Origin of the sequence: Rothia sp. CCM 9418, from assembly GCF_048512825.1 — a bacterium.
Classification (GTDB): Bacteria; Actinomycetota; Actinomycetes; order Actinomycetales; family Micrococcaceae; genus Rothia.
The window spans coordinates 50,656-75,794 of the sequence record NZ_JBLXXX010000005.1 but is presented as its reverse complement, the minus strand read 5'-3'; the positions used below and the strand labels follow the sequence as shown (position 1 = coordinate 75,794).

The following is a 25,139-nucleotide window of genomic DNA, read 5'->3' as shown; positions in this document are numbered from 1 at the left end:
ATACACACACCATGAAGAGGTAATCGATCGATGGGAAAATATGAGCGTGTTTATCAAGACCTGTCAACAAAGATTGATGATGGCACCTACTCGGTAGGATCCCTCCTACCCAGCGAAAAACAGCTCACAGAACATTACGGAGTTTCACGCGAAACAGCTCGTAAAGCCTTAGCTCTCCTGACCAACCGCGGGTACATCCAAAAAATTATGGGTAAAGGATCCATCGTCATTAACCGACCCCAATATGCGCTTCCCGTATCCTTTATCGCTAGTTACCAAGAACTTGCAAATATCAGCGGTTTTAGCTTCTCTAGCAAAGTTATATCGTGCGGCGAAAAAGTTCACCACCCACCACATATCTTTAGGTCTATTACCCCATCATTCCCCACCGGTCCCTATTACTACCTAGAAACCGTGCACTATATTGATGGGGAACCCTCCATTATTGACCGAAACTATATTCTGTGTTCAGTGGTGCCGAGCATTCCGCGCAACGTTGCAGAAGAGTCCCTCTTCACCTACCTTGAAGACACATTAGGGCTTGCTATCTCTTATGCCAGTAAACAAATCAAAATCGAACCAGCAACAATCGATGACCGCGAACGCCTGAACCTAGCCGCCGGAGAATACGTCGGTGTTACCACAACGGTCACAAGCCTTGAAGACACCACAACATTCCAATTCACCGAATCACGCCACCGCGCCGATAAATTTGTGTACCAAGACTTTGCACGCCGACAACGATTCCACCACTAACCGCTAAGGAGTAGGCGACCTTCGCCATACCACTAACTATGCCGTGGACAGAACGCACCATCTATCAGATATACCCAAAATCTTTTTACGATAGTAACGGCGACGGTATCGGAGATATCCGCGGAATTATCGAAAAAATACCCTATATCGCGTCATTAGGAATCGATATGGTGTGGTTTAACCCGTTCTTCGTCTCCCCACAACACGATAACGGATACGACATCTCCGACTACTACAATATCGACCCAAGCATGGGCACCATGGAGGATGTTGAAGAACTCATCCAAAAACTCAACGCCCACAATATCGATGTCATGTTTGATATGGTGCTCAACCACGTATCAACCGAACACCCGTGGTTTCAAAAAGCACTCGCTGGAGAGAAAAAATACCACGACTACTTTTACATCCAAGCACCACAACAAGACGGTTCACTACCGACCAACTGGGAATCTAAATTTGGTGGACCAGCATGGGAATCCTTCGGAAAAACCGGGCTCTACTATCTGCACCTCTACGATAAAACCCAAGCAGACCTCAACTGGCACAACCCTAATGTGCGTGAAGAACTCTTTAACATCGTCAACTTTTGGCTCAACAAAGGAGTACGAGGATTACGCTTTGACGTGCTCAACGTCATCGGTAAAGATAAACAGCTCTGCGACGCACCAGCTGGTGTCGTGGATAAGACACTCTACACCGACACCCCACAAGTTCATTCATGGGTCAAAGAGCTACATCAAAAAACCTTCGGACCATATCAAAACGTCATCACCGTAGGTGAAATGTCCTCAACAACCATCGAACATTCTATTGGGTACACCGAACCTAGCCGAGACGAATTATCGATGGTCTTTAGCTTCCACCACCTCAAAGCGGACTACGACAAAGGACAAAAGTGGACTAACACTCGTTTTGATTTTGCGTTACTCAAAGAAACTCTCAACGAGTGGGCTCTTCGCATGCAAAATGGTGGGGGCTGGAATGCTCTCTTCTTCAACAACCATGACCAGCCCAGAGCACTCAACCGTTTTGGTGATGCACAACAGTATCGCCAAGAATCTGCCACCATGTTAGCGACCGTAACGCACATGCTTCGAGGCACACCTTATATCTACCAAGGTGAAGAAATCGGAATGGTCGATCCAACATACTCCCAGATAAACCAATATGTAGATGTTGAAGCACACCACGCCTATCAGAGCCTACGAGCACAAGGACTCAGCGACGTGGAAGCCTTCAACATTGTTCGTACCAAGGCAAGAGATAACTCACGCGTACCTATGGCGTGGGATCACAGCACCTATGGTGGTTTTAGCGACGTACAACCGTGGCTCATGCCCACCCACGCACAGCAGATTAATGTTGCTCAAGAAGAACGTGATGGAAGAATCCTTCCCTATTATCGGAAGCTCATTCAACTGCGTAAACAATACGCGGTTATTGCCCGCGGAACGTATGCCCCCTATCAATTAGAGCACCCAGACATTTACGCATTCTTCCGTGAAGACCACAAACATCGTATGCTTGTAATCACCAATTTCTACGGCAAAAACAGCACCATTAGCGTGCCTGAAGAGTTCTCTCACGCGCAGATACTACTCAATAACCGTGAAGAAGAACCGCAGCTTACCCAATCAACAATTACTCTTGAACCCTATCAAGCTCTCGTGCTTCTTTACTCGCACTCAGCAGATAAAGAACACTAATCGTTCTTCTTCGAGGAGAAGTGTTCTTCCACCCACTCTTGAGCCACTTGTGAAGGGTTTGCTTTCTCCTGCCCAGAGACTCGACTATTCAGATGAATTAAGTCGTCCGTCGTCAACAGTGCAGACACTTCATCAAGAACTTGTGCTGCAGCATACGAAACATGTTGAGCGTTAATAACGGGTATCACTTGTTGAGCTAAGAAATTATTTTTGGGGTCATCAAGAACCACAAAATTATTCTGAGCAATTGCCGGATCGGTGGAAAAAATATTAGCAACCTGCACTTGATTATCTAATAACGCTTGAACGGTTAACGGCCCACCACCATCGTTAATAGGGTTAAACGAGGCTGGAGTGAAACCATATTTTTCTTTCATACCAGCTAACCCATAAGAACGTTCAGAGAACTCTGGAGGAGCACCAATCGAGAGCTGATCTTGATGTTGAGCGAGGTCAGCAAGAGAACGAATCCCATATTTTTGAGCGGTCTGCTCTGTTACCACCAGAGTATCTTTATCTTCTGCCGGCGAAGCCTGTAAAACGGCTAAAGAAGAAGGCAAAGCCTTAGGCAACGCTTGAAGTATCTCTTCTGGAGACGTTGCAGACGTTTGAGCATCAAAATATAAAAGAAGGTTACCCGAATAGTCGGGAACAACACTAATAGTTCCTTCTTCTAAAGCACCAAGGTACGCCTCACGTGCACCAATTGCTGGTTGTGTCTGAGCCGATAGTCCGCGAAGGTTAAGGGCACTTGCATAAATCTGAGCAATAATCTGAGACTCTGTAAAATCTGCTGAACCGACCACAATAGTCTCAGATGGGTTAGCAGTACCAAAAGCAGTATTTCCAGAAAGCCCACACGAAGAAAGCGCCAACGAGGTAACACCCACACCAGCAAGACCAAATATTTTTCGGCGAGAAAGAGAAGCAGTCATATCAACAAAGTCCTAACGAATATGAGAAGAAGTAACGAGCCGTTGCACCAAGCTCAACAGAATATCGACAAGAAACGCTAAGGCAGCAACAAGAACTACGGCGGCAACCATACGGGTGTAATCTCGAACAGCTAAACCATCAATGAGGTATCGCCCTAACCCGCCAAGATTGATATAAGCCATCACCGTAACCGTAGCGATTACCTGCAACGTGGCGTTACGAATACCACCAAAAATTACGGGTAATGCTAGTGGCACCTCAACCCGCCACAGAATCTGCCATTCTGTAAGACCTTGGGCACGAGCAGCGTCCACTGTTGTAGCGTCCACAGAAGAAATACCGGCATAGGTTCCCGCCAGTAGAGGAGCCAACGCAAGAAGAATCAGAGCCAACGCCGGAGCAGTAAAACCAATACCAAGCCACAACGCAAATAACGTCAACAAACCAAGAGTCGGCAAAGAACGTAAAGCGCCAGTTATCCCAACGATAAGAGACTCTCCCTTACCGGTATGACCGACCCACAAACCTAACGGTATGGCGATAGCCGCAGCAATAAGCAGAATAATCCCCGAATAGCTCAGGTGCTCAATGATGCGCTGCCAAATACCACCAGGAGCTGTCCACGCACCCTCAGCAGTAAACCATGCCCACGTTTTATCAAAAATATTCATAGCTTCCTCCACCGTGTCAGCAATGCGCCTGCGCTAGCTAATAAACGGTCCAAGACGAGAGCCAAAAGAAGAGTTCCAATAATTCCTGTCCAAATTTCAGCTGGTAAGTCACGACGTAAACCGTCGGTAAATAGCGTTCCTAAAGACTGAATACCGATAATAGCTCCCACCGAAACCATGGAAATATTTGATACTAAAGCAACACGTAAACCAGCCATCATCACCGGAATAGCAAGTGGTAATTCTACGAACCAGAAACGAGATATAGGACGATAACCCACAGCAGTAGCAGCTTCAAGGGTTATCGGAGACACTGATTCAAAAGCATCGACAGCCGAACGCACCATCATCGCAATAACGTATAACGTCAATGCCACGTAGACGTTAAGCACTGATGTGATAGAAGTGCCCAAAATCAACGGCATCACCACAAAAAGCGCAAGAGAAGGAATGGTATATAGTAACGCAGCAAAGTTGACGACCGATGAACGTCGAACCTTCCCCCAACGAGTGCTCTTTTCTGTGGAACGTCCATCTCGACGACGACCTAAAGCAAGACGAGCTAAAGGAATGGCTATAAGAGTTCCGGCAATAACCGGAATCACCGATTGAAGAAGATGTAAGACTAGCAGGTGTAACACATAAGTGCTGTTAGAAATCAGCCAGCTCACACACTCACCCCATAACGTCGGTGACGTTCTGCCTCTGTAGCGTCAAGAACATCATCAGAGTTTAGAAGACCTTTAACGTAGCCTTCATCATCAATAACGACGCCCCAACCTGAAGGTGAAGAAAGAACAGAATCTAAAGCGTCACGTAAGTTACCACCTTCACGATACAGCGAACCGCCTGCAACGAGTCTGTTGTCGATAAACCATCCGGCGGGTTTTCCGTCCTCAACGTTAAGTTTCCACCGCTGCCATGGGGTATTGAGACTATCGAGAGGGTACACTTTGAGCCCCTCTCCTGAGGCGAAGGTTAACCGTCGCATGCCACGGTCACGCCCAATAAAGGAAGCCACAAAATCGTTAGCTGGTTCGCGAAGAATTTCCTCTGGAGAACCAACTTGCGCTAACTCCCCCTCAGAAAACACAGCAATATAATCGCCAAGAAGAATTGCCTCATCAATATCATGCGTTACAAAGATAATGGTTCTATTCAAGGTCTTTTGAAGCCTCAATAACTCATCTTGAAGATCTTTACGCACCACCGGATCTACAGCAGAAAACGGTTCGTCCATCAAAAGGATGGAAGAATCATTTGCTAATGCACGAGCAACGCCAACGCGTTGCGCTTGACCGCCAGAAAGCTCTGAAGGGTATCTTTTCGCTAAAGAACGGTCTAAGCCCACCGTGTCCATTAGTTCACACGCTTTTGTGCGAGCAAGTGAACGACGCATACCGTTAAGGCGCGGAACTGTTGCAATGTTATCGACGATAGTTCGATGAGGCATCAGCCCTGCCTGTTGCAACACGTATCCCATAGAACGACGTAGCTGATAGTCACGGATGCTGTGGTTTGGTTCGCCATGAACAAGAATCTCTCCTTGGGTTGGCTCAATCATGCGGTTAATCATGCGCAATGATGTAGTTTTCCCGCAGCCAGAGGGGCCAACAAAAACCGTGATTTTTCCTTCAGGAATACTTAGATTGAGATTGTTAATAGCGGTAACCTCACCGTATTTTTTGGTGACGTTACGAAACTCAATAGCATTCTTGAGGTGATGAGTAGAGTGTGTTTCGTGGTGTAGTTGTCCCACAGGTGTCCTTGTGTTCAATGGAAGGTTTTCGCATAGATGAGGGTAACAATCATCTGATATGTGAAACAGTACAATCTAGAAAATTATTCCCTGCCCATCAAGAAAGGTGGGGTTGCTGAAGATACTACTGAGCAACCCCACCTCCTTGACGTTATGATGATGTTCTGCCTTCGACGCGACTAGCCTTAACTAATCTTGATACCACGTATCAAAGATAGTGACAGGGATAGTTCTCTTATGACGAGTGCGCATAAAACGCTGTTCAAGGTTCTGTGCTACAGCATCAGAGACCGTTTTTCCTTCAAGGTAGTCATCAATATCGTCGTAGCTTAGTCCGAGTTCATCTTCATCGGCACGTCCAGGCACTCCGTCGAGCAAATCTGCAGTGGGTACTTTCTCCCACAGACGCTTCTGTGCACCTAATTCTTTAAGTAATTCGCGGTTCTGACGTTTGTTCAGACCGTATAAAGGAAGGATATCAGCACCGCCATCACCAAACTTTGTGAAAAATCCCGTGATAGATTCGGCGGCATGGTCTGTTCCAACTACTAAAAGATTTTTCTGACCGGCGAGAGCATATTGGGCGATCATGCGTGAGCGAGCCTTGATATTTCCCTTATTAAAATCAGAGGAGCTCTCCCCTAACGCATGAGCAAACTCTTGAGTAAAGCCATCTACTGCGGGAGCAATGTTATAGGTGATGCTCTGCTGAGGTTGAATAAACTCTAAGGCTTGTTGAGCATCAGCTTCATCAAATTGCACCTTATATGGAAGTCGTACCGCAATAAATTCTGCGGGAGTTCCTTCTTCTGCTAGTTTTTCGACAGCGAGCTGGCATAGTCTTCCAGCAAGGGTAGAATCTACGCCACCGCTAATACCTAAAACAAAGCCCCGAGTATGACTTGCTTTGAGGTAATCACAAAGAAATTGCACTCGTTGGCGAATCTCTTCTGCAGGGTTAATGCTGGGTTTGACGCCCATCTGTTCAATAATTTTTGCTTGTATATCGCGCATAGTCCCTATCGTACTCGTGTGCTTATCCCAACCATAGGGGTTTATCCTCCTAAAGGATGATTTATTCTGCAGCTCCCCCCACCCTCATGGTGAGATAGTTACTATGGTTATCATCGAAAACTCTCAGATTCTGATAAGAAAGAGCAACGCTATGAGCGATCAACACCCCTCGGAGCCGATACCTCCAACCGACGCAACAACACCCATGGATTTTTATGGCAACTATACGCATCAGGCACCGCACGATTCTGAGAATTTCTACGATGCTTCAGGTGTAAAAATCAGCGATAAAGAACGAAGCATTGCCGTTTTATCACATATTCTTCCGATTATTTTTCTTTTCCTTTCTGCCGGCACTCTCAGCATCTTTTCTCCTCTGATCATTTGGTTTATCTATCAAGACAACCCAGATTATCGGTTCGCTTCAGCATCTGCAGCCCGCGCTTTTAACTTTAATCTCACTCTGATGACCATCAATATTGTGGCAATTATTCTGACACTTCTCACCTTCGGATTAGCCATTTTTGTACTGTTCATTACATTGGTCATTACATCTCTTATGCTACTGATTTTCCATATCAATGGCGCCCTTTCCGCTCGCCAAGGCACCATTTATGAATATCCACTACAGATTCGTGTTCTTAAATAATTTCTGTTATCAGTTCTACTTGTCATAATAAAATCCATAAAGCAAAGAGTCCTTGTTGTTCGTGCTGCAGCACGAACAACAAGGACTCTTATTATCTAGTGGAATATCATTCCACTAGATTGTTTTAGCGTCCGGAGAGAACTCCACGATCGTAACGATAGATAAACGCTGCCATCTGATCACGATTCACTGGTGACAGGGCACGGAAGGTTCCATCTGGCCAACCGCGAGTAATACCCTGCTCTTCCATCCATGAAATCTCCTTGTAGAAGACGTAATCCGTGGAAAGATCACTGAAAGCAGAAACGCTTGGTGCAGTGTACTCTGGTGATCCTGCCATGCGGTAGAAGAACGCTGCCATCTGATCGCGATTCACAGGAGTCATGGGGCGGAAGGTTCCATCTGGCCAACCACGAGTAATACCCTGATCGTGCATCCATGCAATTTCCTTGTAGAAGACGTAATCCGTAGGAACATCCTTGAAGGGGGATACGCTTGGTGCAGTGTACTGAGGTGATCCTGCCATGCGGTAGAAGAACGCTGCCATCTGATCGCGATTCACAGGAGTGAATGGACGGAACGAACCGTCTGGCCAACCACGAGTAATACCGCGTTGAGCTAACCAAGAAATTTCCTGATAGAAAGGATGAGTCTTGGAAACGTCAGTGAAGTGCGGGTCAAAAGCGGTGATAGGCTCTTCAGCCGATACTGCCATAACCTGTGCACGATCACCGTGAACACCCTGTTTGATGCCGGAGAGGTTTCCGGTCGCGTTATGAGTGAAAAGGAACAACGCCTTATCGTCTTTGTTGGTACCGTTACGGTGAGCTTGGAGTTTGTCGCCCGCTTTGAAAAGAACGGGAGTCAAGAAGTCATCAGAGCTGAACCATAGTTCAGGTGCTACAGGGTTGTAGGTGATGACATCACTCGTATCAACCGGAAGGCTTTCACCGGTTTCTGGATCAAGGTTACCAAGATACTTGCTGAATGCTTTGACCTGGTAATTGATGGTTACTGGCGAAGAGCCGTCGATACCCAATGCAGATAGGCGGATAGGAAGAACCAAGGTGTTGCTGTCCATAGTATTGGTATCGACGTCACCGAAAGCACCGTTGAGAGGAAGGATATCGAGAACCTCAACTTTTCCGCTAGCGTTTGGTCCTTTAAGCGCCACCACTGGGTAGTCCAAGCCCTTAGGCATCATGGTGTATGCGGTGTAGTCAGTAGTACCATCGTTATTTGTATCGATAGATACTTCAAACGATGCATCAGATGGGGTCAAGGAATCCCATGTTCCCCAAGTAGAGATACCAATACCGAGCATGGCCTCGCTGGGGTCACCCTTTTCAGCAAGAATCTGAGGCAGAGTTGAAGAAGCACCAACGTACTGCAAATCTGCAGACTGCATGGTAGGTCCGTTCAGGTCACCGGTGGGAATACGTCCACTGGTGTAACCTAGCTGGAAAGCTCCAAGACCAGCACGGTATCCCTTAAGATCAAGGTTCTTACCACTGATAGTTAGTTCTTTTTCAAGGGAACGTCCGAAGTCAATATTCTCTCCATCAACTTTAAGTGAGGAAGAGGGCTTCGGAGCAATGTGCAGTGGTACACGAAGGTGGCTTTGAGCATCACGAAGCTCTAAACGACCAGAATCAGTAGCAATAAACTGTCGTTCGTATTCGCCAAGCTGCTTTTCAACAGTTGCCTTATCAAAGGTCTTTTCCATGCGATTGCGATCGATATGAGCAGTAATCACAATGGTCTTTTTCTGTCCTGCGCCAACAGTAACAGATTCAGGGTAACTAAAATCTACGCCAGGCATATCAACGCTTGGAGCGTAGGATACCTTGAAAGTGCGCTCAGAAGCGGACTTGTTTTCAACAGTAAGTTTACGCGCGAAAGTTGCGGTATCTTCAGTAACTTCTACAACACCGAATGCGACAGAGACCTGCTGAGGTGAGTCAGCGTTGTACACCAAAACATCGTTGTTGATAGCAGCTAGAGCATCGACACGTCCGCTACCGGTACGCTCCACAGAATAGATGTTTCCTTCACTATCACGAACATCGTGAGTAGCGGTGTTCATGATAGTGCTCTTAACCTGAGCTGGAGTGTAGTCTTTGTGGGCTTCCATCACGAGTGCAGCAATGCCAGCAACATGTGGAGTTGCCATAGAAGTACCGCTCATGGTCAAGGAACCGTTGCCCAACCCGACACCAGCGGAAACGATGCTTGTACCAGGTGCAGCAACATCTGGTTTAACGTTTCCGTAGCTTCCATGGTCACCACGAGAGGAGCTTGTATTCAATGTGTCAAAGTTGCCAGATTCGAATTGCATAGCGCCACGCCATTCAGGGTTAACCTGAATCTTGAGGTTTCCGGCAGCAGCAGCGGTACGAACCTTTGCTGCACTGGACTTGTTCAAACGAACACCAGGAATGGTACGGTTACCAGCAATACCAGCATTTTCTGCTTCAACAGCGCCGGCAAGGACAACACCCTTACCGCCAGCAGCTTCAATGTTGTTGAAACGTGTTGCAGAACCACAGGGGAAGGAACCTGGTTCATCTTCCCAGTCAATCCATACCCATTTGCCCGCGAAGTCGACACCGTCAAAAGCGTTACAACCGAAGCGATTATCAGCTGGTGCCATAACGACGTCACCCATCAGGTCTTCTGGTCGAGCGGCATCATAGTCAAAGTTGACGCTGTAGTCACCGATTAAGTCCATAGGCTTATCAGACCCAACAGTAGCAACGACCTTATCGCCGTGTGCGATAGATCCAACCGAGTTAGCAACGGTCAAAGCACTTGGGGCGTTGCCGGGGTTACCACCAATAGAGTAGATATCGTCAGAATTACCAGCAGCAACGACAGAAAGGACGCCCGCACGAGTCAGAGCTTCGACAATAGCGTTTTCAGGGTCATCAACAGGTCCGTAGTCAGCGCCAAGAGACATGTTCACAACTTGAGCCATATCGTCAAAGTTGCCATCACCGTTAGGATCAAGCACGCGGTCGAGAGCCTCGCCAGTAAGGTTAGTGCTACCATCACAACCGAATACACGCAGGCTCACGAGCTTTGCTTCTGGAGCAGAGCCAGGACCAATTTGCATATTGTGGACGTCATCCGCAGTGAGTTTGTTATAGTCGCCTTGGAATGTTTCGCCGTCAGAGTTAACACCGTATCCAGCAGCAGTACCTGCTACGTGAGTTCCATGTCCAGCGGCTTTACAGTCTAGCGGGTTGTTATCTGGTTTCGGGATGCTTGTTTCAGGATTCCGTGCATCGTAATCATCACCAGCAAAGTCGTATCCGCCCACAAATTTCTGTGGGTTGTATAGTCCTGAACGGGTAGAAGGAAGATCCGTTGAGTTCTTCGCCTTTTGATAGGCTTCCTCAGTTCCAGGGCCACCAAAATCGGCGTGAGTGTAATCAAGTCCTGTGTCAATCACAGCGATGGTGACGTCTTTACCAGTCTTTCCGGTATTAACCCATGAAGCCAGTGCTTTAGTGTCTACGTCAGAAACAGAGTTTGCAGGGAATTTCTGGGTAATAGGAGTAATGCGTTCAACGTCTTTACGCTTCGCAAGCTGTCGAATAGCTTCAGCATCACCAAGAATAGCTGCACCACGAACAGTGTTGTGAGTGGTGTACAGCAATGTCGCATCAGAGTTCTGAGCGACAGATTGCCCTTGAGATTCAACGGCAGAGGCAATTGACTGCACGCGGCCTTTAGCTTCTACCGGCGCTTTATCGCCGTTGAGAACTTCGGCGGGCTGGGTTAGTTCGAATGCGCCTTGGCCTTTGAACTGAACAAAAGCTGCAATTTTTCCTTCAGCTTTTTTCATGGATTCAGACAAAACTTCGTTTGCTGCATCCTTCAGGTTAGTGATAGGCGATTGGCTATTGGACTCAGTAATAACTGCCTGTGCGCCGGGGAGCATGGATACTGCCATGCTGACTCCAGCAACAGTAGCTATACATGAGCGAGCCACTTTCCTACCGAAAGGGTGGTGTTTCATAGAAAACTCCTGTGAATTCAACATTACGCGAGTGACACGTAACACTCATGTTCCCTAGCATTACGGTGCAGGTCAAGTAAGAAACAGTTAATTGCCCATTAAAACGCCTAGTAATTCCACAATATGGAATTTTGGGTAGAAATGACCTCATCTCACCACCACCCACAACGCACAACACCAAAAGCAAACTGACTATCACATCAACACGGAATACACACAGCTACACCACAAAGCTATAGCCAGCCGAATAAATCACTGTATTCTAGTACATGGTGTGTTTTCTGAGCCGTATCAAAAAGCTAACAACCCTCAAAACACTTTGAGAATCACAACGCCACTAAGCTATGGACAGCACACACCGCACTGTTCGTGAAATCCGAACGGTGAAGCACTCAAAGGAGCATGACCCAATATGCCAGCAATAGTTATCGTCGGCGCTCAATGGGGCGACGAAGGTAAAGGTAAAGCAACTGACCTCCTCGGCGGAAGAGTCGACTACGTCGTCAAACCCAACGGAGGAAACAACGCCGGACACACCGTCGTCGTTAACGGTCAGAAATTCGAGCTAAAACTCCTACCCGCCGGTATCCTCTCTGAAAACGCAACCCCCGTCATCGGAAACGGCGTCGTCATCAACCCCGAAGCACTCTTCGAAGAAATTGACGGACTCGAAGCACGCGGAGCAGACACCTCAAAACTCAAAATCTCCGCAAATGCACACCTCGTTGCCCCCTACCACCAGACCATGGACAAGGTAACCGAACGCTTCCTCGGCAAACGAGCCATCGGCACCACCGGACGAGGAATCGGCCCCACCTATATGGATAAAGTAGGACGCCTCGGCATCCGCGTACAAGACATCCTCGACGAATCCATCTTGCGTCAAAAAGTTGAAGGCGCACTCCGCCAAAAAAATGAACTCCTCGTCAAGGTCTACAACCGCCGACACGTAGAAGTTGAAGAAATCGTCGAGTACTTCATGCAATACGCAGACCGACTCAAACCCATGATTGTTGAATCCACCCAACTACTCAACAACGCACTCGACGAAGGTAAAACCCTCCTTATGGAAGGTGGACAAGCGACTTTCCTCGACGTAGACCACGGAACATACCCCTTCGTCACCTCCTCAAACCCCACCGCCGGCGGAGCATCAGTCGGTTCAGGAGTCGGACCCACCCGCATTTCACGAGTCATCGGAATCCAAAAGGCCTACACCACTCGTGTGGGTGCGGGCCCCTTCCCCACCGAACTCTTTGACGAGATGGGAGACTTCCTCCGAACCACCGGCGGAGAATTCGGTGTTAACACCGGACGGCCTCGCCGTTGCGGCTGGTACGATGCCGTTCTCGCACGCCAAGCTGTACGCATTAACGGGTTTACCGACTTGTTCATCACCAAATTGGATGTGCTTACCGGTCTCGAAAAAATTCCTGTCTGCGTCGCCTACGACGTCGACGGAGTACGCCACGACGAAATGCCCATGACACAATCTGAGTTCCACCACGCAAAACCCATTTTCGAATATTTTGACGGCTGGAATGAAGACATCACCGGAGCAAAAACCCTCGAAGACCTCCCCGAGAACGCCCGCAAATACGTCGAAAAACTTGAAGAAATTTCTGGTTGCCGTATCTCTGCCATCGGTGTTGGACCCGACCGCGATAACACCATCGTCGTCCGAGATCTTATCGACAACGACTAATATTCCATCCACTACGTCAAAGGGTGGTGTGCTGTTCCCCATTTCTCAGGGAACAACACGCCACCCTTTGGCATATTAACAACGACCTTGTGAACGACGCGAAGCGGAACTCTTCATATCACCAAATCCCATCACCACGGCACCAGCTAAGACGAGTACCGCCCAAATCCACCAAGCAACAGAAAAACCAGCTACTTGTGCCATCGCACCAACAGCTAAACCGCCTAACCCCGTACCAATATCAAAGTTTGAGTTCCATAGAACAGCTGCACCAGCACCATTTTTAGCCCCAGCATCTGCCAAGGCACGCACCATAGAAACACTCTGCAAGAACCCATAACCAATACCTAAAATAACGGTGGAGACAATAAAAACTGTGGCACGAGAAGAACCTTCTTCCATGCCTGCAGAAATACCGATACCAGCAATACCCACCGAAGAAGCACCCAAAATAGGGGTCATCAAAATACGTGTACCCCAGCGATCAGTCAAAGAACCACCGTATAAACGGGTTGGAACCCCCACCGCCGTCAAACACAATAACGCTAACGTTGCCAGTGCCGGTGTATAACCTAGCTCGGTAGCAAACGTAAAGAATGCTCCGCCAGCGGCAGTAATTAATGTCAAGGTCAAAAGAGCCGGCCAGATTCTAAGAATTACAAGACCAAGACCATCTACACCTTCGCCAGAAGGTTCAGCAGAAGTCTGTTCTTCTACAAGACGCCCTAACTTCCATGCAAAGGGAGCACCAACTACCGCGATGAGTCCACTGCTGAGCACAAAACCGTACCCGAGAACCTCAATAAGCCACGGCGCAAGAGGAGTAAAAATAACTTGCGGAATAGCGGCAGCTAAACCATATAAGCCAACAGCAGTCCCTCGACGGTGACTAGGAATAAGAATAGACAACGCTGTTGAGCCGCACACCGTCACAATACCAAAACCAATACCGCGCAAAGCAGAACTTAAAAGAACCACCCATAGGTCTGAGCTAAGAGCCTGTAATGGTGAAGGGAGGCCCATGAATAAAGTGCCTGCGCACACTGTGACGGGCCAGCCGATATAGGTTAACATTTTGCGTACCGCAACCAGCTGAGTTAAGACGGTAACTCCCATGAGGGTAGCTGTCACTAAACCCGCCCCAGAAGCACCAGCACCTCCAGCAGTAACCCATGCAGGAGACGCCGGAAGAAGTATTGATAAGCTACTCATCACGGCAGCAAAGGTGGCAAGAATAGGAACCATGCCGGGCATACGAAGAACGTTCTCTTGCATCTTTTCTTTCTATCAGAGGAGTAACTGTCGGCAAAAACACCGACAAACTAGCGTATCACTCCAAAACAATATCTACAGAAGCTTTACGATTGTTGCTATGCCTATTCTCGTCAACACCATCAACCTGCCCGACGGTTCTTCAACTAGTAGCGATTCTTTAGAGAACACGCATTCACTATTACGTGAACAGCCAGAGTCTGTAGCGTTTATTGGAATGAGAGATCCCAGCGTTGAAGAGATGCGAAGTCTCGTTGAAAAATTTGGGATGAATGAGCTCGCAGTAGAAGACTCGATGGAAGGTCATCAACGAGCCAAAATTGACCGTTATGGCGACAGCTATTTTTTGGTGTTACGACCGGCAGTGTACCGTGACCGTGAAGAAGAGATTCGACTCGGTGAAATTCACTTATTCATGGGGCCAAATTTTCTTGTCAGTATCATCAAAGACTACCTACGAGAAGAGCAGGATATTCGTCAGCTCTTCGCTCAAATTGCAGGGCAAATGGGTGGGCAAGACAGCTCATGGGACATGATGCACCTCATTCTTGACGCCGTAGTTGATGGTTACACCCCTGTTATTGATGGTTTAGAGAATGATGGCGACGAAATTGAAGACAGTCTCTTCTCACGTGAAGATGTAGATTCTTCTAAAATCTCACAACGTATTTATGAACTACTCAACGAGGTTGCAGACTTTAAACGTGCATGTAAACCTATGACAACAATTCTTGACCTGTTAATGGGTAGGCTCAGAATGCTCCGATACCGTGATGATTCTGAAGAACAGTTAGAAATTCTTCGCCGTTTCCGAGATGTGCACGACCACGCCATTCTTGTCAATGAACGTCTTGACGATTTACGCAACTCGTTACAAAACGCTTTAGAGGTCAACAGTACCCTTGTCGCAGAACGACAAAACGATGATATGAAGAGAATTTCAGCGTGGGCGGCAATTCTTGTTGCTCCAACGATTATCGGAGCTATCTACGGTATGAACTTTGATAACATGCCAGAGCTTCATTGGAAGTATGGTTACCCGTTTTCTCTTGCACTAATGTTTGGTATATCCATGTTTTTGTGGGGGCTGTTTAAGCGTAAAGATTGGTTATAAAAGAACCGCTCTGTACATATCATAAAATCTGGTTTCATAAGATGATGTTGAACCGTTAACGGTATATCGCATCATCTCTAAGATACTATTCCAGTATTACTGGCTATCGGAAGAATAATGATGAAATTTCTACTCGTTCCCGGATATATGAACTGTACACCGGGGCACTGGAGCCGGTGGCTCTCAGAAACGTACCAAGACTTCATCACGGTAGAACAAGACGACTGGGCACACCCTATCCGAGAACAGTGGTTACAACAACTTCACCACACCATCACTCATATCACAGAGCCGTTATTCCTCATTGGTCATAGCTGTGGTGGTGCACTTATCGCCCAATGGGCAGAAGAATACGGGCAAGAAACCCATAGTGCCCCTGTCCTTGGTGGTATTCTTGTCGCTCCTGCCGATGTAGAATCTGCAACCCTATACCCCGACATTAAAGCCCAATCACCATTACCTAGCGGGAAACTCCCCTTACCTCTCCATATCATTGCTTCAACCAATGACCCCAACACCACCGTCGAACGCTCCAAAGAGTTTGCCCAACGCTGGGGAACAACTTTAGAGTTCGTCAAAGATGGAGGTCATTTAGATACGCCTGACGGGTTTGGGCAGTGGCCGTATCTTGCACATTTGATTGAAGAACGCTCTGGGCAAAAGTTACGCCCGCACAACTAATAGCTATGATGCGGGCGTAACTGGTCAGTGTGAGTTAGAGAGTTGGAAGAGTATAGAACCCTTCAATAGCTCTTGTCATATATGCCATATCATCTATATGGCACATTTCTCGAGCAGAATGCATAGAGAGCAAGCCAATTCCCACGTCGATGGTTCGGATACCTAGACGGGTTGCCGTAATAGGCCCGATAGTGCTTCCGCAAGGAACATTATTATTCGAGACAAACTCCTGATAGGGCACTTCTGCGTGACGGCAAGCTAACGCAAAAATACCGGCGCCGATGGAATCTGTTGCATACCGTTGGTTAGCATTGATTTTGAGAAGTGGCCCGTGCCCTGGTTGAGGTCGCACCTGAGTGTCGTGGTGTCCGCTATAGTTCGGGTGGACGAGATGCCCCGCGTCAGAAGATAGACACACTGAGCTTGCAATAGAGCGCAAATATTCTTCCTGAGTTTCTTCACGTGTCTGTGAAATACGTTTAATGACGTCCTCTAAGAAGGGCCCCGCAGCACCAGAACGTGTTTCTGAACCGATTTCTTCATGATCGAACGCTGCCAGCATGACGGTATGTTCAGCTGTTTCGTCGTACCCAGCGGTTACGTAACGTTCGAGTGCGCATAATCCTGCATGCACAGAAGACAGGTTATCTAAACGTCCAGATGCGAGGAATTCTTTGTTGGCGCCAAAGGTTTCAGGGTGTTGGTAGTCGGCAAAAAGTAAATCGTAGCCAAGGATATCTTCTGTAGCGATATCTTCCTCTGTGCCGTGTTCTACGAGGTAGCCGAGGACATCATTCTCTGTTTTGTCGGTTCCCCATACGGGGTAGAGGTTCTGTTGTTTGTTGAGTTGGAGTCCTTGGTTAACGTCTCTATCAAGGTGTATGGCTAGCTGTGGGATACGTGCCATCGCACCAGTTGAGACGAGAACGTTTCGGGTGGAGGCACCATCTTTGACGGTTAGACGTCCAGCTAGACGGAGTTCTCTATCAAGCCAAGAGTTCAGGAGTGCACCACCGTAGACTTCAACGCCGACTTGATTCCAGCCTAATGTTGAAATCGAAGACTGTGGCTTAACTTTGAAGCTAGGTGAGTCTGTGTGAGCACCTAAGATACGGTATTGGCTAAGATGTGTCTTTTGTCCGCCAGCCCAAGCGATGATGGCGCCATCTCTGATGACGAAGAATCGCCCTGTTGCAGTGTTTTTTGGCCAGCTTTCTTGTTCTGAGAGTTCGTAGAAACCAGCTTTTTTAAGGCGTGAGGCAACTTGTTCAACGGCGTGGAAGCTAGTTGGTGAAGCAGCAACAAAACGGGCAAGATCATCTATATTTGTACGAGCATCAACAGTCATGCTTCTATCCTATAACTACTGATACTTTATAGACGATCTTGCCCGTTGTTCTCAGAGGAAGATCTATCGTGGGATAGATTTTCCGTGAGTCATAGCAACACTGAATGTTTGTGTATTGTGGATACCCATTTTGCGTGCTGAGAGCATCACAATGAGCACGATAATGAGTTGTATGCTCAAAGCTCCGAGGAATTCTCCTGCTGTGGAGCCTTCCTGAGCGAAGGGGTCAGCTAGTCCAAGGCTTCCCATGAACATGACCCAAAGGTTGTTAACGACGTGCAGTGCGATGCCTGCTTCAAGACCACCAGTTTTCCATGTTAGGAATCCGGCAACTAAGCCCATGGTGAGTACGGACATTTGCGCCCAAAAATCGTATCTGTGGCCGAGCATAAAGAGTACGGCAGGTAGCGTAATAACGATGATGGGGTTACGTATCCACCGTCCGAGGGTTTGCATGAGGTAGCCGCGGAAGACAAGTTCTTCTGCGTAGCATTGGATGGGGGTAATCGTAAAGACGAGGACGAGGAGCCATACAAGGTTTTTACCAGGAGATTCAACGTCTGGGGCTTGGACGCTTTCGCCTAATGCGTTGATGAGCATGGGCAGTACGATGTATCCGATGATGGCGATAGCGAAGCAGAAACCCATCCAGCTCCAACGGATTTTTCCGTAGACGGAATGTACTAGCCCCCAAGGTTTTGGCCCGGTTACGAGCCGTGCTAAGAACATGGAGGGATAAAGAAGCGCGACGGAGCCGAAGACTAAAGCAAAGATGAGGGGGTCTTTGAGTGCAAGGCTCTGTAGGCTTTGCAGGTTAAGGGCGATGTTTTGCGGTCCGAGGATAGAGGCAAAGGCTATGCCGAGGGCTATGGAGAATCCGAGGTAGAAGAGTCCGCCGAGGAGGCCTTCTGCAAGGGGTGACCACCAGCGGGTACGGGGGTCGGCGTGAGAGAGACGGTGGTATGCGAGGGTACGTTCTTCTACCGGTACGTGGTAGATAAAGGGTTGTCCGACAGCGGGCTGGGGTGTTTGCTGTGGTGCTGGTTTGTGTGAGTTTTCCTGCTGGTTTTTTTGTTGCCAGGGTATGTGGATATTCTCTCGATGAGGTTGTTGTTCTACTGCCATGTTTCTAGCCTAATTTTCCTTGTGTGTTTTTTCATCAGCCTTAGGGAGTATAAAGCGTTTTATTGGCGCGTTGTGTGCCCTATTGTGAGGTTGTTATTCTTCTGTTTTTAGGTTTTTATTGCATGCGAGTTGGGTATATAGCTGATTTGGAATATGACGGTTTTGTGGAGGGTGCAGCCTTTTCTTTCACGACGATGCCATATTCTTTGAAGATATTTGAGGCGTAAAAAATGGTGCGTTCACTGTCATGAATGCACCACTTTAATTTAATGTTATGGACTGTTATACAAGTGGCTTATTTGTAGTTTTTAGAGAACTGTATATCCAAAGCAGTACGGCGCTAAAGAGTGCCGTAATGGGAATTGCCGAGAGAATAAGCCCTAGCGGTGCAATATCTTCCAGACGATCAAGGGAACCGTGTACAGCGATACCAATCCACATCGGTGAAATATAGAGTCCAACAACACCTACCCAGGAGAACACCAACGCGCTCATTCGAACGGCTGAGGACATCTGATCGATAAATAGGGGGAATGCATCCGCCCACAGAGCAATTGCTAGTAGCGGCAACCATGTGTTGTGGTGAGACCAGCTAATGGGAGAGATAGAGACCATTAAGAAGGCGTTGAGTGCTATCTGTGAGATGAGCAGTTGACGTTGTTCTAGACGGTAGATAAGCCATGCTGTACCTGCCATGAGCAATGCAATAAGCCCGTAGTGTAAAACTTTGAGTAGTATCCCCGAACTTAGCCCAAAGTGCATGAGCCAGCCCTGAATAGAGATGTTATCGAGGTAGTTCGTATTTCCGACACGGGAGGGGTCAGAAACCGCTGAGGTCCAGAATTCGATAGCTTCTTGGGGTAGGAAGATGAAACCAATAATGATAGTTATGAAGAAACTTGCACCTAAGGTTATGACGCCTTTGAAGTCTTTACGCATGAGCAGAATAAGCCCAAAAGCCAGAGGGGTAAGTTTGATACCACCGGCTATGCCAATAAATAGTCCGCGAGGAATACGCGTAGCTGGGCGGATAAAATCCCAAAGAACAAGAAGCATAATGAGCGGGTTAATCTGAACGAGCCCTAGCCCACGACGCCAAGGGCCTGAAAGCAAAATGATGGCAGCAAGCAAAGCAATGGTGCCGTATCGTCCGAGGCGGTGTTGAAGAGGTAAGGTACGCCCTCGTTTTTGCACATAATTGTAGATAAGGGTTGCAACCCACCATGCAACAGCGTAGGCGAGTATCATCATCAGGAAAATGCCTACTTTTTGGGGTAAGAACGCAAAGGGTAAGAACAAAAGTGCCGCAAAGGGAGGGTAGGTGAAAGGCAACGCAAAATCTGGGCCAAGGCGCAATAGGTCAATGACGTAGAGTTCTTTGTCAAAGCCTTCATTATGAAAAATGGTCATGGCCCCAGAACGGTACACCGAAAAGTCTAGTCCACCGATGCTCAGCGAATACATGAGGTTACCGATACAGACAACGGCTAACGCTGCATATGCGTATCGTTGCAACTGCGGTGTGTTTGGCCAAGATTCTCGGGGTGATATTTTCATGGTGCTCCGGTTCTGAAAGGTAACGACATAAAGGGTATATATTACCGTTATTTAGTAGTTTCTGAGGAGTTATTTTTTGTTGAAGTTGCTACCAAACGGGTGCTTCCATGACGATGTGGGGTCTTTTGTGCTGGTGGTTTAGGTGGCTTATTTTCTTTAGGTGGTAGCGCTGCAATGATAAGGCTGACTTCTATCACTAGTAGCAGTAGCGCAACATAGTACAAGTAGGGTGAGGGGTATAAGCTGGTGAAACTTGTAGCGAATCCTACGACTGTTGCCACGAGAGTTAAGAGCGCTAAGCCGAGTATGGTGAAGTGCCCAATTTTATATTTATCGGCAGCTTGAGGGTTACGGAATACAAGGTAACTTTGTAGCAGGATAAAGATAATGGGGAAGAATACTTGACCTGTAATTCCCATAGAGTCATTGGTGTACGAGAACATTCCCATTGCTTGGGTGATGAGTGTGGCAACAAGAAGTAAGGATACTGGCAAAGATTTCACGCAGGCTAGTCTACATCTTTTACTCGAGGTTGCGTTCTGATTTTTTTAGGAGCCTTATAATCGCAAGTAAAGTCACCACTTTTAGGTATAAAGGATGAGACGTTGACACATCGCGGTAATCAGCCAGTACGAACTTTTCTCACGGGGGCTCGCCCGATTCCCCAAGAATTTGTTGATCAGGCGTCAGGTCGAGCGACGTGGCATCGTAAGGTTGGTCGGCCAGTAACATTTTGGTTAGTGGTTTTGCCGTTCGTGCTTCTTGCGAAGCCTTGGGTTCCATCTTTCTCGTGGCTTGTTGTTCACATTGTGACGTTGGGGCTTATTACAACATCGATTATGGTGTGGAGTCAGCATTTTACGGAGGCGTTGCTGAAGAATCGTTTGCCTGAGTCAGCTCGACTATGGCAGGTACGTCGTATTTACACGCTGACCGTAGCAATTTTTGTCATTATTGCGGGGATGCTGAATAATATCTTTGCGCTGACTTTTATGGGTTCTTTAGCGGTTGGTATTGTTCTTACTTGCCATGGTTTTTCTTTACTATGGCAGTTGAAGAAGGCTCTGCCAGCACGTTTTAGATCCACTGTTTATTTTTATATTGTGGCGGCATGGACGCTTCCATTAGGTGCCGTATGCGGTGCTTTATTGACCTATCCTCCGGTAATTCATCGCTGGTATGCGCAGCTGCTTCTTGCTCATGAAGCGATTAATATTCTTGGTTTTGTGGGTATTACCGTTGTTGGTACGTTGATGACGTTATGGCCGACGATGTTGCGCACCAGAATGCACCCACAAGCAGTACGTTTGTCACTGGTAGCTTTAGCAATGATGAGCTGGTCGGTACTTGTTATTTTGTTAGGTGCATTCATTGGTGCGTACTATGTTTCGGGGGCTGGGTTTGTTCTTTATGCTGTGGCTATTGGGTTGGTTCTGGTGTTGATGGTTCAAACCTGTGCTGCTAAAAAGCCGGTTGATTATTCTACCGGTTCGGTGTTGTGTGCGGTGTTCTGGTTGTTTATTGCGGTTGTTGTGGCGTCATTTTTGGTGTTGAATGCTTCGTCTTTTGCTGATGTCAACATGCGTGTTTTGACGCCCATATTTGTTGCAGGGTTTTTATTGCAGGTTCTTTTAGGTTCTATGACGTATCTTTTTCCGGTGCAGATTGGTGGTGGGCCTTCTGCGGTGCGTTCCGCTAATGCTATTTTTAATCGTTATGCGTGGGTGCGGATTAGTGTTATTAATCTGGCGTTATTGGTCTCTGTTGGTTTTGAGTATGTTGAGCGTCCTCTTCCTCCATTGACGGCGAGTTTAGGGGTGTTAGGATTCTGCGCTTTTATTCCGTTAATGGTTCTTTCGGTGAGGGCGTCGGTTAGGGGGCGTGCTCGGCTTCTTGAGGCTCAGTCTCGCGGTGAGAAAGTGCAGTTTAGCTTGGAGCAGACGACTCAGCAGATTCCGGCTATTGGTCGGGAGGTGTCTGTGGGTGTTGCGCTGGTGATGTTTGCGCTTATTGTCGATGGGTTCTTCTTTTTATAAGTGTCTAGTTCTGATTCGTGGTGGTTTTGTTTCCGATGTGGTTCTTCCTCGTCGTACGTCAGAGAAACGCTCACGATAATTTGGGTTAGTGTATCTAAGCAGAGATTTACCTCGAATTTTAGGTTAGTCTAGTATCCGATGACTGCAGAAAAAACTTCACGTTCTCCTTTTATAGTCCGCATCTTCTCTGGCGTGCTCGCTCATTGGCAGGTTATTGCTTCAGCGGGTTTGCTGGCCGGCGGTGTGGCTGGTCTTGCCGCAACATATACAGATTATTGTGGTGAGACTGATTTGACGTATGCTCCTGTGGTGATTCATGAAGATCTTAAGCGAGCTTCTGAAGAGTCTGGTATTCGCACTGGTTTTCTTGCGGCTCAGTTAGAGACAGAATCTCATTGGAGAGTAGAAGCCTCATCTCATGCCGGCGCTCAGGGGTTAGCGCAGTTTACACCTGATACTTGGGAGATTTGGGGCCAGGGCGATATTTCTAACCCTCATGCTTCGGTTCGCGCTCAAGGCAAGTATCTTGCGTATCTGAAAGAGCGTCTTGCTCCTTTAGCTAAGACACCGCAAGAACTTCAGGATTTTGTTTTTGCTGGATATAACGCAGGCCCCGGAGCTGTCGAAGAGTACCGTGGAGTACCGCCGTATGGTGAGACTCAAAATTATGTGAAGAGTATTAATAAACTTGCTTCATCAAAGTACAAGGTTACTTGTGACCCGGATCCACATTATTCTGTCGAGAAACTTAAGTATCGTCAGTAATGTTCACTTCCCGGTATCTTCTTAAACGTTAGTTTGCATAGTGTATGGTTTGATGCCGTACAAGAGGATATTGAATAAGTTCTTTGCCGTTGGTATCGCAGGAAGACATCTCTATAGCATTGATACAGCTATTGTCGTATGTTTTGTAATAGTAGATACCACGGGAAGTATTGCAGCAGGACGAATACACCGTATGTTCGCATTCTCCTTGCTCATTAAAACAAGAACCTTTAACCATCCCAACATTGTCGAGAATGTGGAAGAACTGGCTTACAGCTACTGTTTCTTGTTGGTTTTCTGCTGTTTCTTGCAATATTTTTAGATGATTCAAAGTGCTAGAGCGCAAGAAAACAGCTTTGACGAACCGTGATGCTGGTGAGCTGTCGCCAGGTAGTCCAAAACCGCCGAAGCCAACACCCACAGGATTCAAGGGTTGTTCTGGTGCAACGTTATTCGCAGGCCATTCCGGCGTGAGATTAATATAGTTTTTGATGTTCTCAAGATGGTAAGGAAATGGCGGGTTATTAGTCAGGACGCCGAAGGGATTATCGTAAAATTTTAGCCCTTCAGTGGTGGATTCTATAACTATTGATTTTTGTGAGTCGCTGACCATCCAGTGCAAGGGTGCTAACGGCATATTTTGCGCAAAAGCAATATGGGTGAGGTTCAGGTTCGGCAGCACAACTTTTAGCTCATCTACACTTGCGTATCTGCTAAGAACCCAAGGAATTAGCTCGTAAGGTGAAACATTAGTTTTCTCGTGGTGAGGCTCAAAATAATGTGCATTATCCGGAAAATTTAGTCCAGCAATGCTGAGACCTTTTTCATTGCTTGCTTCAGCGTATAGAGGGTAGTTGTTCACAACGGTGGCCATACCAATCATGCAGTAATGCGATGGGGAGGAAGAACCGTCGGTGAAGTTGAAGGTGTAGTTTCGTGGAGTGATGACGACTTCTTCGCCGAATCCGCAATTTAGGTCTAGGTTCCTCCCGTAATAGGTCTCTCCGTTGACGGAAAAGGTGAGGGCCGTACACATGGCTATTGTCTCCTGAAGATTTTAAGACGTTATGTGAGAGGTGTTAGTGGTGCATATGTTTATGACGAGAAATCGCTCATGAGGTGTGCGTAATCGGTAAAGAGTCCGGTTACTCCCCAGTTCACTAATTCGTTAGCGCGAGCGCGAGAGTTTACGGTCCATACGTTGATATCGTATCCTGCATCTCTCATCTGTTGGGTGAGTTTTTCTGTCATGACGCTATCTTCTGGGTGGATAGCGTCTACCTCTAGCATTTGGACTACCGATAACCAGTCTGGTTGTAGCATTTCTGCGGTAAAGAGCGCCGCTGTTTTATGTCGGGGGGAACGACGCGAGAATTCGTTGAGAAGCACATGGTTGAAAGAGCTGACGAGGACTTCTCGTTCAGGGTTGAGTCGTTCAAGTTCTGCAATGACGGCGTCAAGTAGCTGGTAACTTCTTTCTGCGCCTTGTTCATTGGATTTAATTTCGATGTTGGCGTTAAGGCCTTCGGCGTTCATGAGATCAATGAGTTCGGCGAGGGTGGGTATTTTTTCTCCACGGTATTTCTCGTTGAACCATGAGCCTGCGTCAATGTTTTTGAGGTCTTCTTGAGTGATGTCGTAGAGGGTTTTGGTGCTGTTGGTAGTGCGTGCTAGTGAGGTGTCGTGCATGAGTACGGGTGTTCCGTCGGCGAGGATGTCGACGTCTGTTTCGAACCATGTCACGTTGTGTTCACAGCATGCTTTGATAGCACTGAGGGTGTTTTCAGGTGCAATTCCAGAGAGTCCACGGTGGGCAAAAATACGAGCCATAGTGACAGAGTACATAGTTTTTGCCGGAAAAGAGAAGTTTTTATGAGCATCTATTTTTAGTGTTTAACGTTTTATGCCCTCCTTCGTGGCTTGAAGGAGGGCATCGCTCGTCTTTGCATGCGTGTGTGGTTTTATATAAACGTCTTAGGTCGCGTTGTTTCACCGGTTGTGTTGTCAACTTGAGCAGA

The 25,139-nt window shown here is 47.4% G+C and carries 22 protein-coding genes; 9 read left to right on the top strand and 13 right to left on the bottom strand.

Going from position 1 to position 25,139, the window contains the following annotated elements; translation table 11 throughout:
• The first annotated feature begins 30 nt into the window (after positions 1 to 30).
• Both treR and treC read left to right on the top strand, forming a co-directional pair.
• A complete protein-coding gene (treR, locus tag ACN083_RS07865) occupies positions 31 to 756 on the top strand; it encodes a trehalose operon repressor (RefSeq protein ID WP_419102291.1) in 726 nt (241 codons plus the stop codon).
• Between the two features lie 38 nt (positions 757 to 794).
• A complete protein-coding gene (gene treC / locus ACN083_RS07860) occupies positions 795 to 2,465 on the top strand; it encodes an alpha,alpha-phosphotrehalase (RefSeq protein ID WP_419102290.1) in 1,671 nt (556 codons plus the stop codon).
• On the opposite strand, the gene ACN083_RS07855 is transcribed toward treC, so the two are convergent.
• From ACN083_RS07855 to ACN083_RS07840, 4 genes are read right to left on the bottom strand one after another with little or no spacing between them, the layout of a single operon-like run.
• Positions 2,462 to 3,400, bottom strand: coding sequence for an ABC transporter substrate-binding protein (locus ACN083_RS07855; protein WP_419102289.1), 939 nt, complete (start codon positions 3,398 to 3,400; stop codon positions 2,462 to 2,464). The two genes, treC and ACN083_RS07855, sit on opposite strands and share 4 nt — an antisense overlap.
• A 12-nt stretch (positions 3,401 to 3,412) precedes the next feature.
• Entirely contained in the window at positions 3,413 to 4,072 is a 660-nt protein-coding gene (locus ACN083_RS07850; protein WP_419102288.1) for an ABC transporter permease, read from the bottom strand.
• On the bottom strand, positions 4,069 to 4,743 hold the full coding sequence (locus tag ACN083_RS07845; RefSeq protein ID WP_419102287.1) for an ABC transporter permease: 675 nt from the start codon (positions 4,741 to 4,743) through the stop codon (positions 4,069 to 4,071). Before ACN083_RS07845 ends, ACN083_RS07850 begins: the two co-directional genes overlap by 4 nt.
• Positions 4,740 to 5,831, bottom strand: a complete 1,092-nt coding sequence (locus tag ACN083_RS07840) for an ABC transporter ATP-binding protein (protein ID WP_419102286.1) — start codon at positions 5,829 to 5,831, stop codon at positions 4,740 to 4,742. Before ACN083_RS07840 ends, ACN083_RS07845 begins: the two co-directional genes overlap by 4 nt.
• A 60-nt stretch (positions 5,832 to 5,891) precedes the next feature.
• Here ACN083_RS07840 and ACN083_RS07835 point away from each other — a divergent pair, with 60 nt between their 5' ends.
• Positions 5,892 to 6,014 carry a hypothetical protein gene (locus ACN083_RS07835; protein WP_419102285.1) on the top strand — a complete coding sequence of 41 codons (123 nt, stop codon included), beginning with the start codon at positions 5,892 to 5,894 and terminating at the stop codon, positions 6,012 to 6,014.
• Between the two features lie 6 nt (positions 6,015 to 6,020).
• On the opposite strand, the gene nadE is transcribed toward ACN083_RS07835, so the two are convergent.
• Positions 6,021 to 6,845, bottom strand: coding sequence for an ammonia-dependent NAD(+) synthetase (gene nadE, locus ACN083_RS07830; protein ID WP_419102284.1), 825 nt, complete (start codon positions 6,843 to 6,845; stop codon positions 6,021 to 6,023).
• Between the two features lie 151 nt (positions 6,846 to 6,996).
• Here nadE and ACN083_RS07825 point away from each other — a divergent pair, with 151 nt between their 5' ends.
• The gene (locus ACN083_RS07825) at positions 6,997 to 7,494 is read left to right on the top strand and encodes a DUF4870 domain-containing protein (protein WP_419102283.1); all 498 of its coding nucleotides are present in this window, start codon (positions 6,997 to 6,999) and stop codon (positions 7,492 to 7,494) included.
• Positions 7,495 to 7,618: 124 nt separating this feature from the next.
• Here the strand turns inward: ACN083_RS07825 and ACN083_RS07820 are convergent, their stop codons facing one another.
• On the bottom strand, positions 7,619 to 11,518 hold the full coding sequence (locus tag ACN083_RS07820; protein WP_419102282.1) for a S8 family serine peptidase: 3,900 nt from the start codon (positions 11,516 to 11,518) through the stop codon (positions 7,619 to 7,621).
• Between the two features lie 412 nt (positions 11,519 to 11,930).
• Between ACN083_RS07820 and ACN083_RS07815 the strand changes: the two genes are divergently transcribed.
• A complete protein-coding gene (locus ACN083_RS07815) occupies positions 11,931 to 13,223 on the top strand; it encodes an adenylosuccinate synthase (RefSeq protein ID WP_419102281.1) in 1,293 nt (430 codons plus the stop codon).
• Positions 13,224 to 13,298: 75 nt separating this feature from the next.
• On the opposite strand, the gene ACN083_RS07810 is transcribed toward ACN083_RS07815, so the two are convergent.
• Positions 13,299 to 14,498 (bottom strand): MFS transporter, encoded by a 1,200-nt coding sequence (locus ACN083_RS07810; protein ID WP_419102280.1) that lies wholly within the window; start codon positions 14,496 to 14,498, stop codon positions 13,299 to 13,301.
• A 97-nt stretch (positions 14,499 to 14,595) separates the two neighbouring features.
• Between ACN083_RS07810 and ACN083_RS07805 the strand changes: the two genes are divergently transcribed.
• Both ACN083_RS07805 and ACN083_RS07800 read left to right on the top strand, forming a co-directional pair.
• Positions 14,596 to 15,609 carry a magnesium and cobalt transport protein CorA gene (locus ACN083_RS07805; protein ID WP_419102279.1) on the top strand — a complete coding sequence of 338 codons (1,014 nt, stop codon included), beginning with the start codon at positions 14,596 to 14,598 and terminating at the stop codon, positions 15,607 to 15,609.
• Positions 15,610 to 15,726: 117 nt separating this feature from the next.
• Positions 15,727 to 16,290 carry an RBBP9/YdeN family alpha/beta hydrolase gene (locus ACN083_RS07800; protein WP_419102278.1) on the top strand — a complete coding sequence of 188 codons (564 nt, stop codon included), beginning with the start codon at positions 15,727 to 15,729 and terminating at the stop codon, positions 16,288 to 16,290.
• 34 nt (positions 16,291 to 16,324) lie between these two features.
• Here the strand turns inward: ACN083_RS07800 and ACN083_RS07795 are convergent, their stop codons facing one another.
• The 4 genes from ACN083_RS07795 to ACN083_RS07780 all read right to left on the bottom strand — a co-directional run bounded on the left by ACN083_RS07795 (position 16,325) and on the right by ACN083_RS07780 (position 20,823).
• Entirely contained in the window at positions 16,325 to 17,638 is a 1,314-nt protein-coding gene (locus ACN083_RS07795) for a M18 family aminopeptidase (RefSeq protein ID WP_419102277.1), read from the bottom strand.
• Between the two features lie 63 nt (positions 17,639 to 17,701).
• Entirely contained in the window at positions 17,702 to 18,763 is a 1,062-nt protein-coding gene (locus ACN083_RS07790) for a type II CAAX prenyl endopeptidase Rce1 family protein (RefSeq protein WP_419102276.1), read from the bottom strand.
• Between the two features lie 282 nt (positions 18,764 to 19,045).
• Positions 19,046 to 20,320, bottom strand: a complete 1,275-nt coding sequence (locus tag ACN083_RS07785) for a glycosyltransferase family 87 protein (RefSeq protein ID WP_419102275.1) — start codon at positions 20,318 to 20,320, stop codon at positions 19,046 to 19,048.
• Between the two features lie 47 nt (positions 20,321 to 20,367).
• Entirely contained in the window at positions 20,368 to 20,823 is a 456-nt protein-coding gene (locus ACN083_RS07780) for a hypothetical protein (RefSeq protein WP_419102274.1), read from the bottom strand.
• A gap of 102 nt (positions 20,824 to 20,925) precedes the next feature.
• Here ACN083_RS07780 and ACN083_RS07775 point away from each other — a divergent pair, with 102 nt between their 5' ends.
• Both ACN083_RS07775 and ACN083_RS07770 read left to right on the top strand, forming a co-directional pair.
• Positions 20,926 to 22,356, top strand: a complete 1,431-nt coding sequence (locus tag ACN083_RS07775; protein ID WP_419102273.1) for a hypothetical protein — start codon at positions 20,926 to 20,928, stop codon at positions 22,354 to 22,356.
• Between the two features lie 138 nt (positions 22,357 to 22,494).
• Entirely contained in the window at positions 22,495 to 23,121 is a 627-nt protein-coding gene (locus ACN083_RS07770; protein WP_419102272.1) for a transglycosylase SLT domain-containing protein, read from the top strand.
• A gap of 28 nt (positions 23,122 to 23,149) precedes the next feature.
• Here the strand turns inward: ACN083_RS07770 and bsh are convergent, their stop codons facing one another.
• Positions 23,150 to 24,157, bottom strand: a complete 1,008-nt coding sequence (gene bsh / locus ACN083_RS07765; RefSeq protein WP_419102271.1) for a choloylglycine hydrolase — start codon at positions 24,155 to 24,157, stop codon at positions 23,150 to 23,152.
• Between the two features lie 59 nt (positions 24,158 to 24,216).
• Positions 24,217 to 24,966, bottom strand: a complete 750-nt coding sequence (locus tag ACN083_RS07760; RefSeq protein WP_419102270.1) for a glycerophosphodiester phosphodiesterase family protein — start codon at positions 24,964 to 24,966, stop codon at positions 24,217 to 24,219.
• Positions 24,967 to 25,139 lie beyond the last annotated feature (173 nt).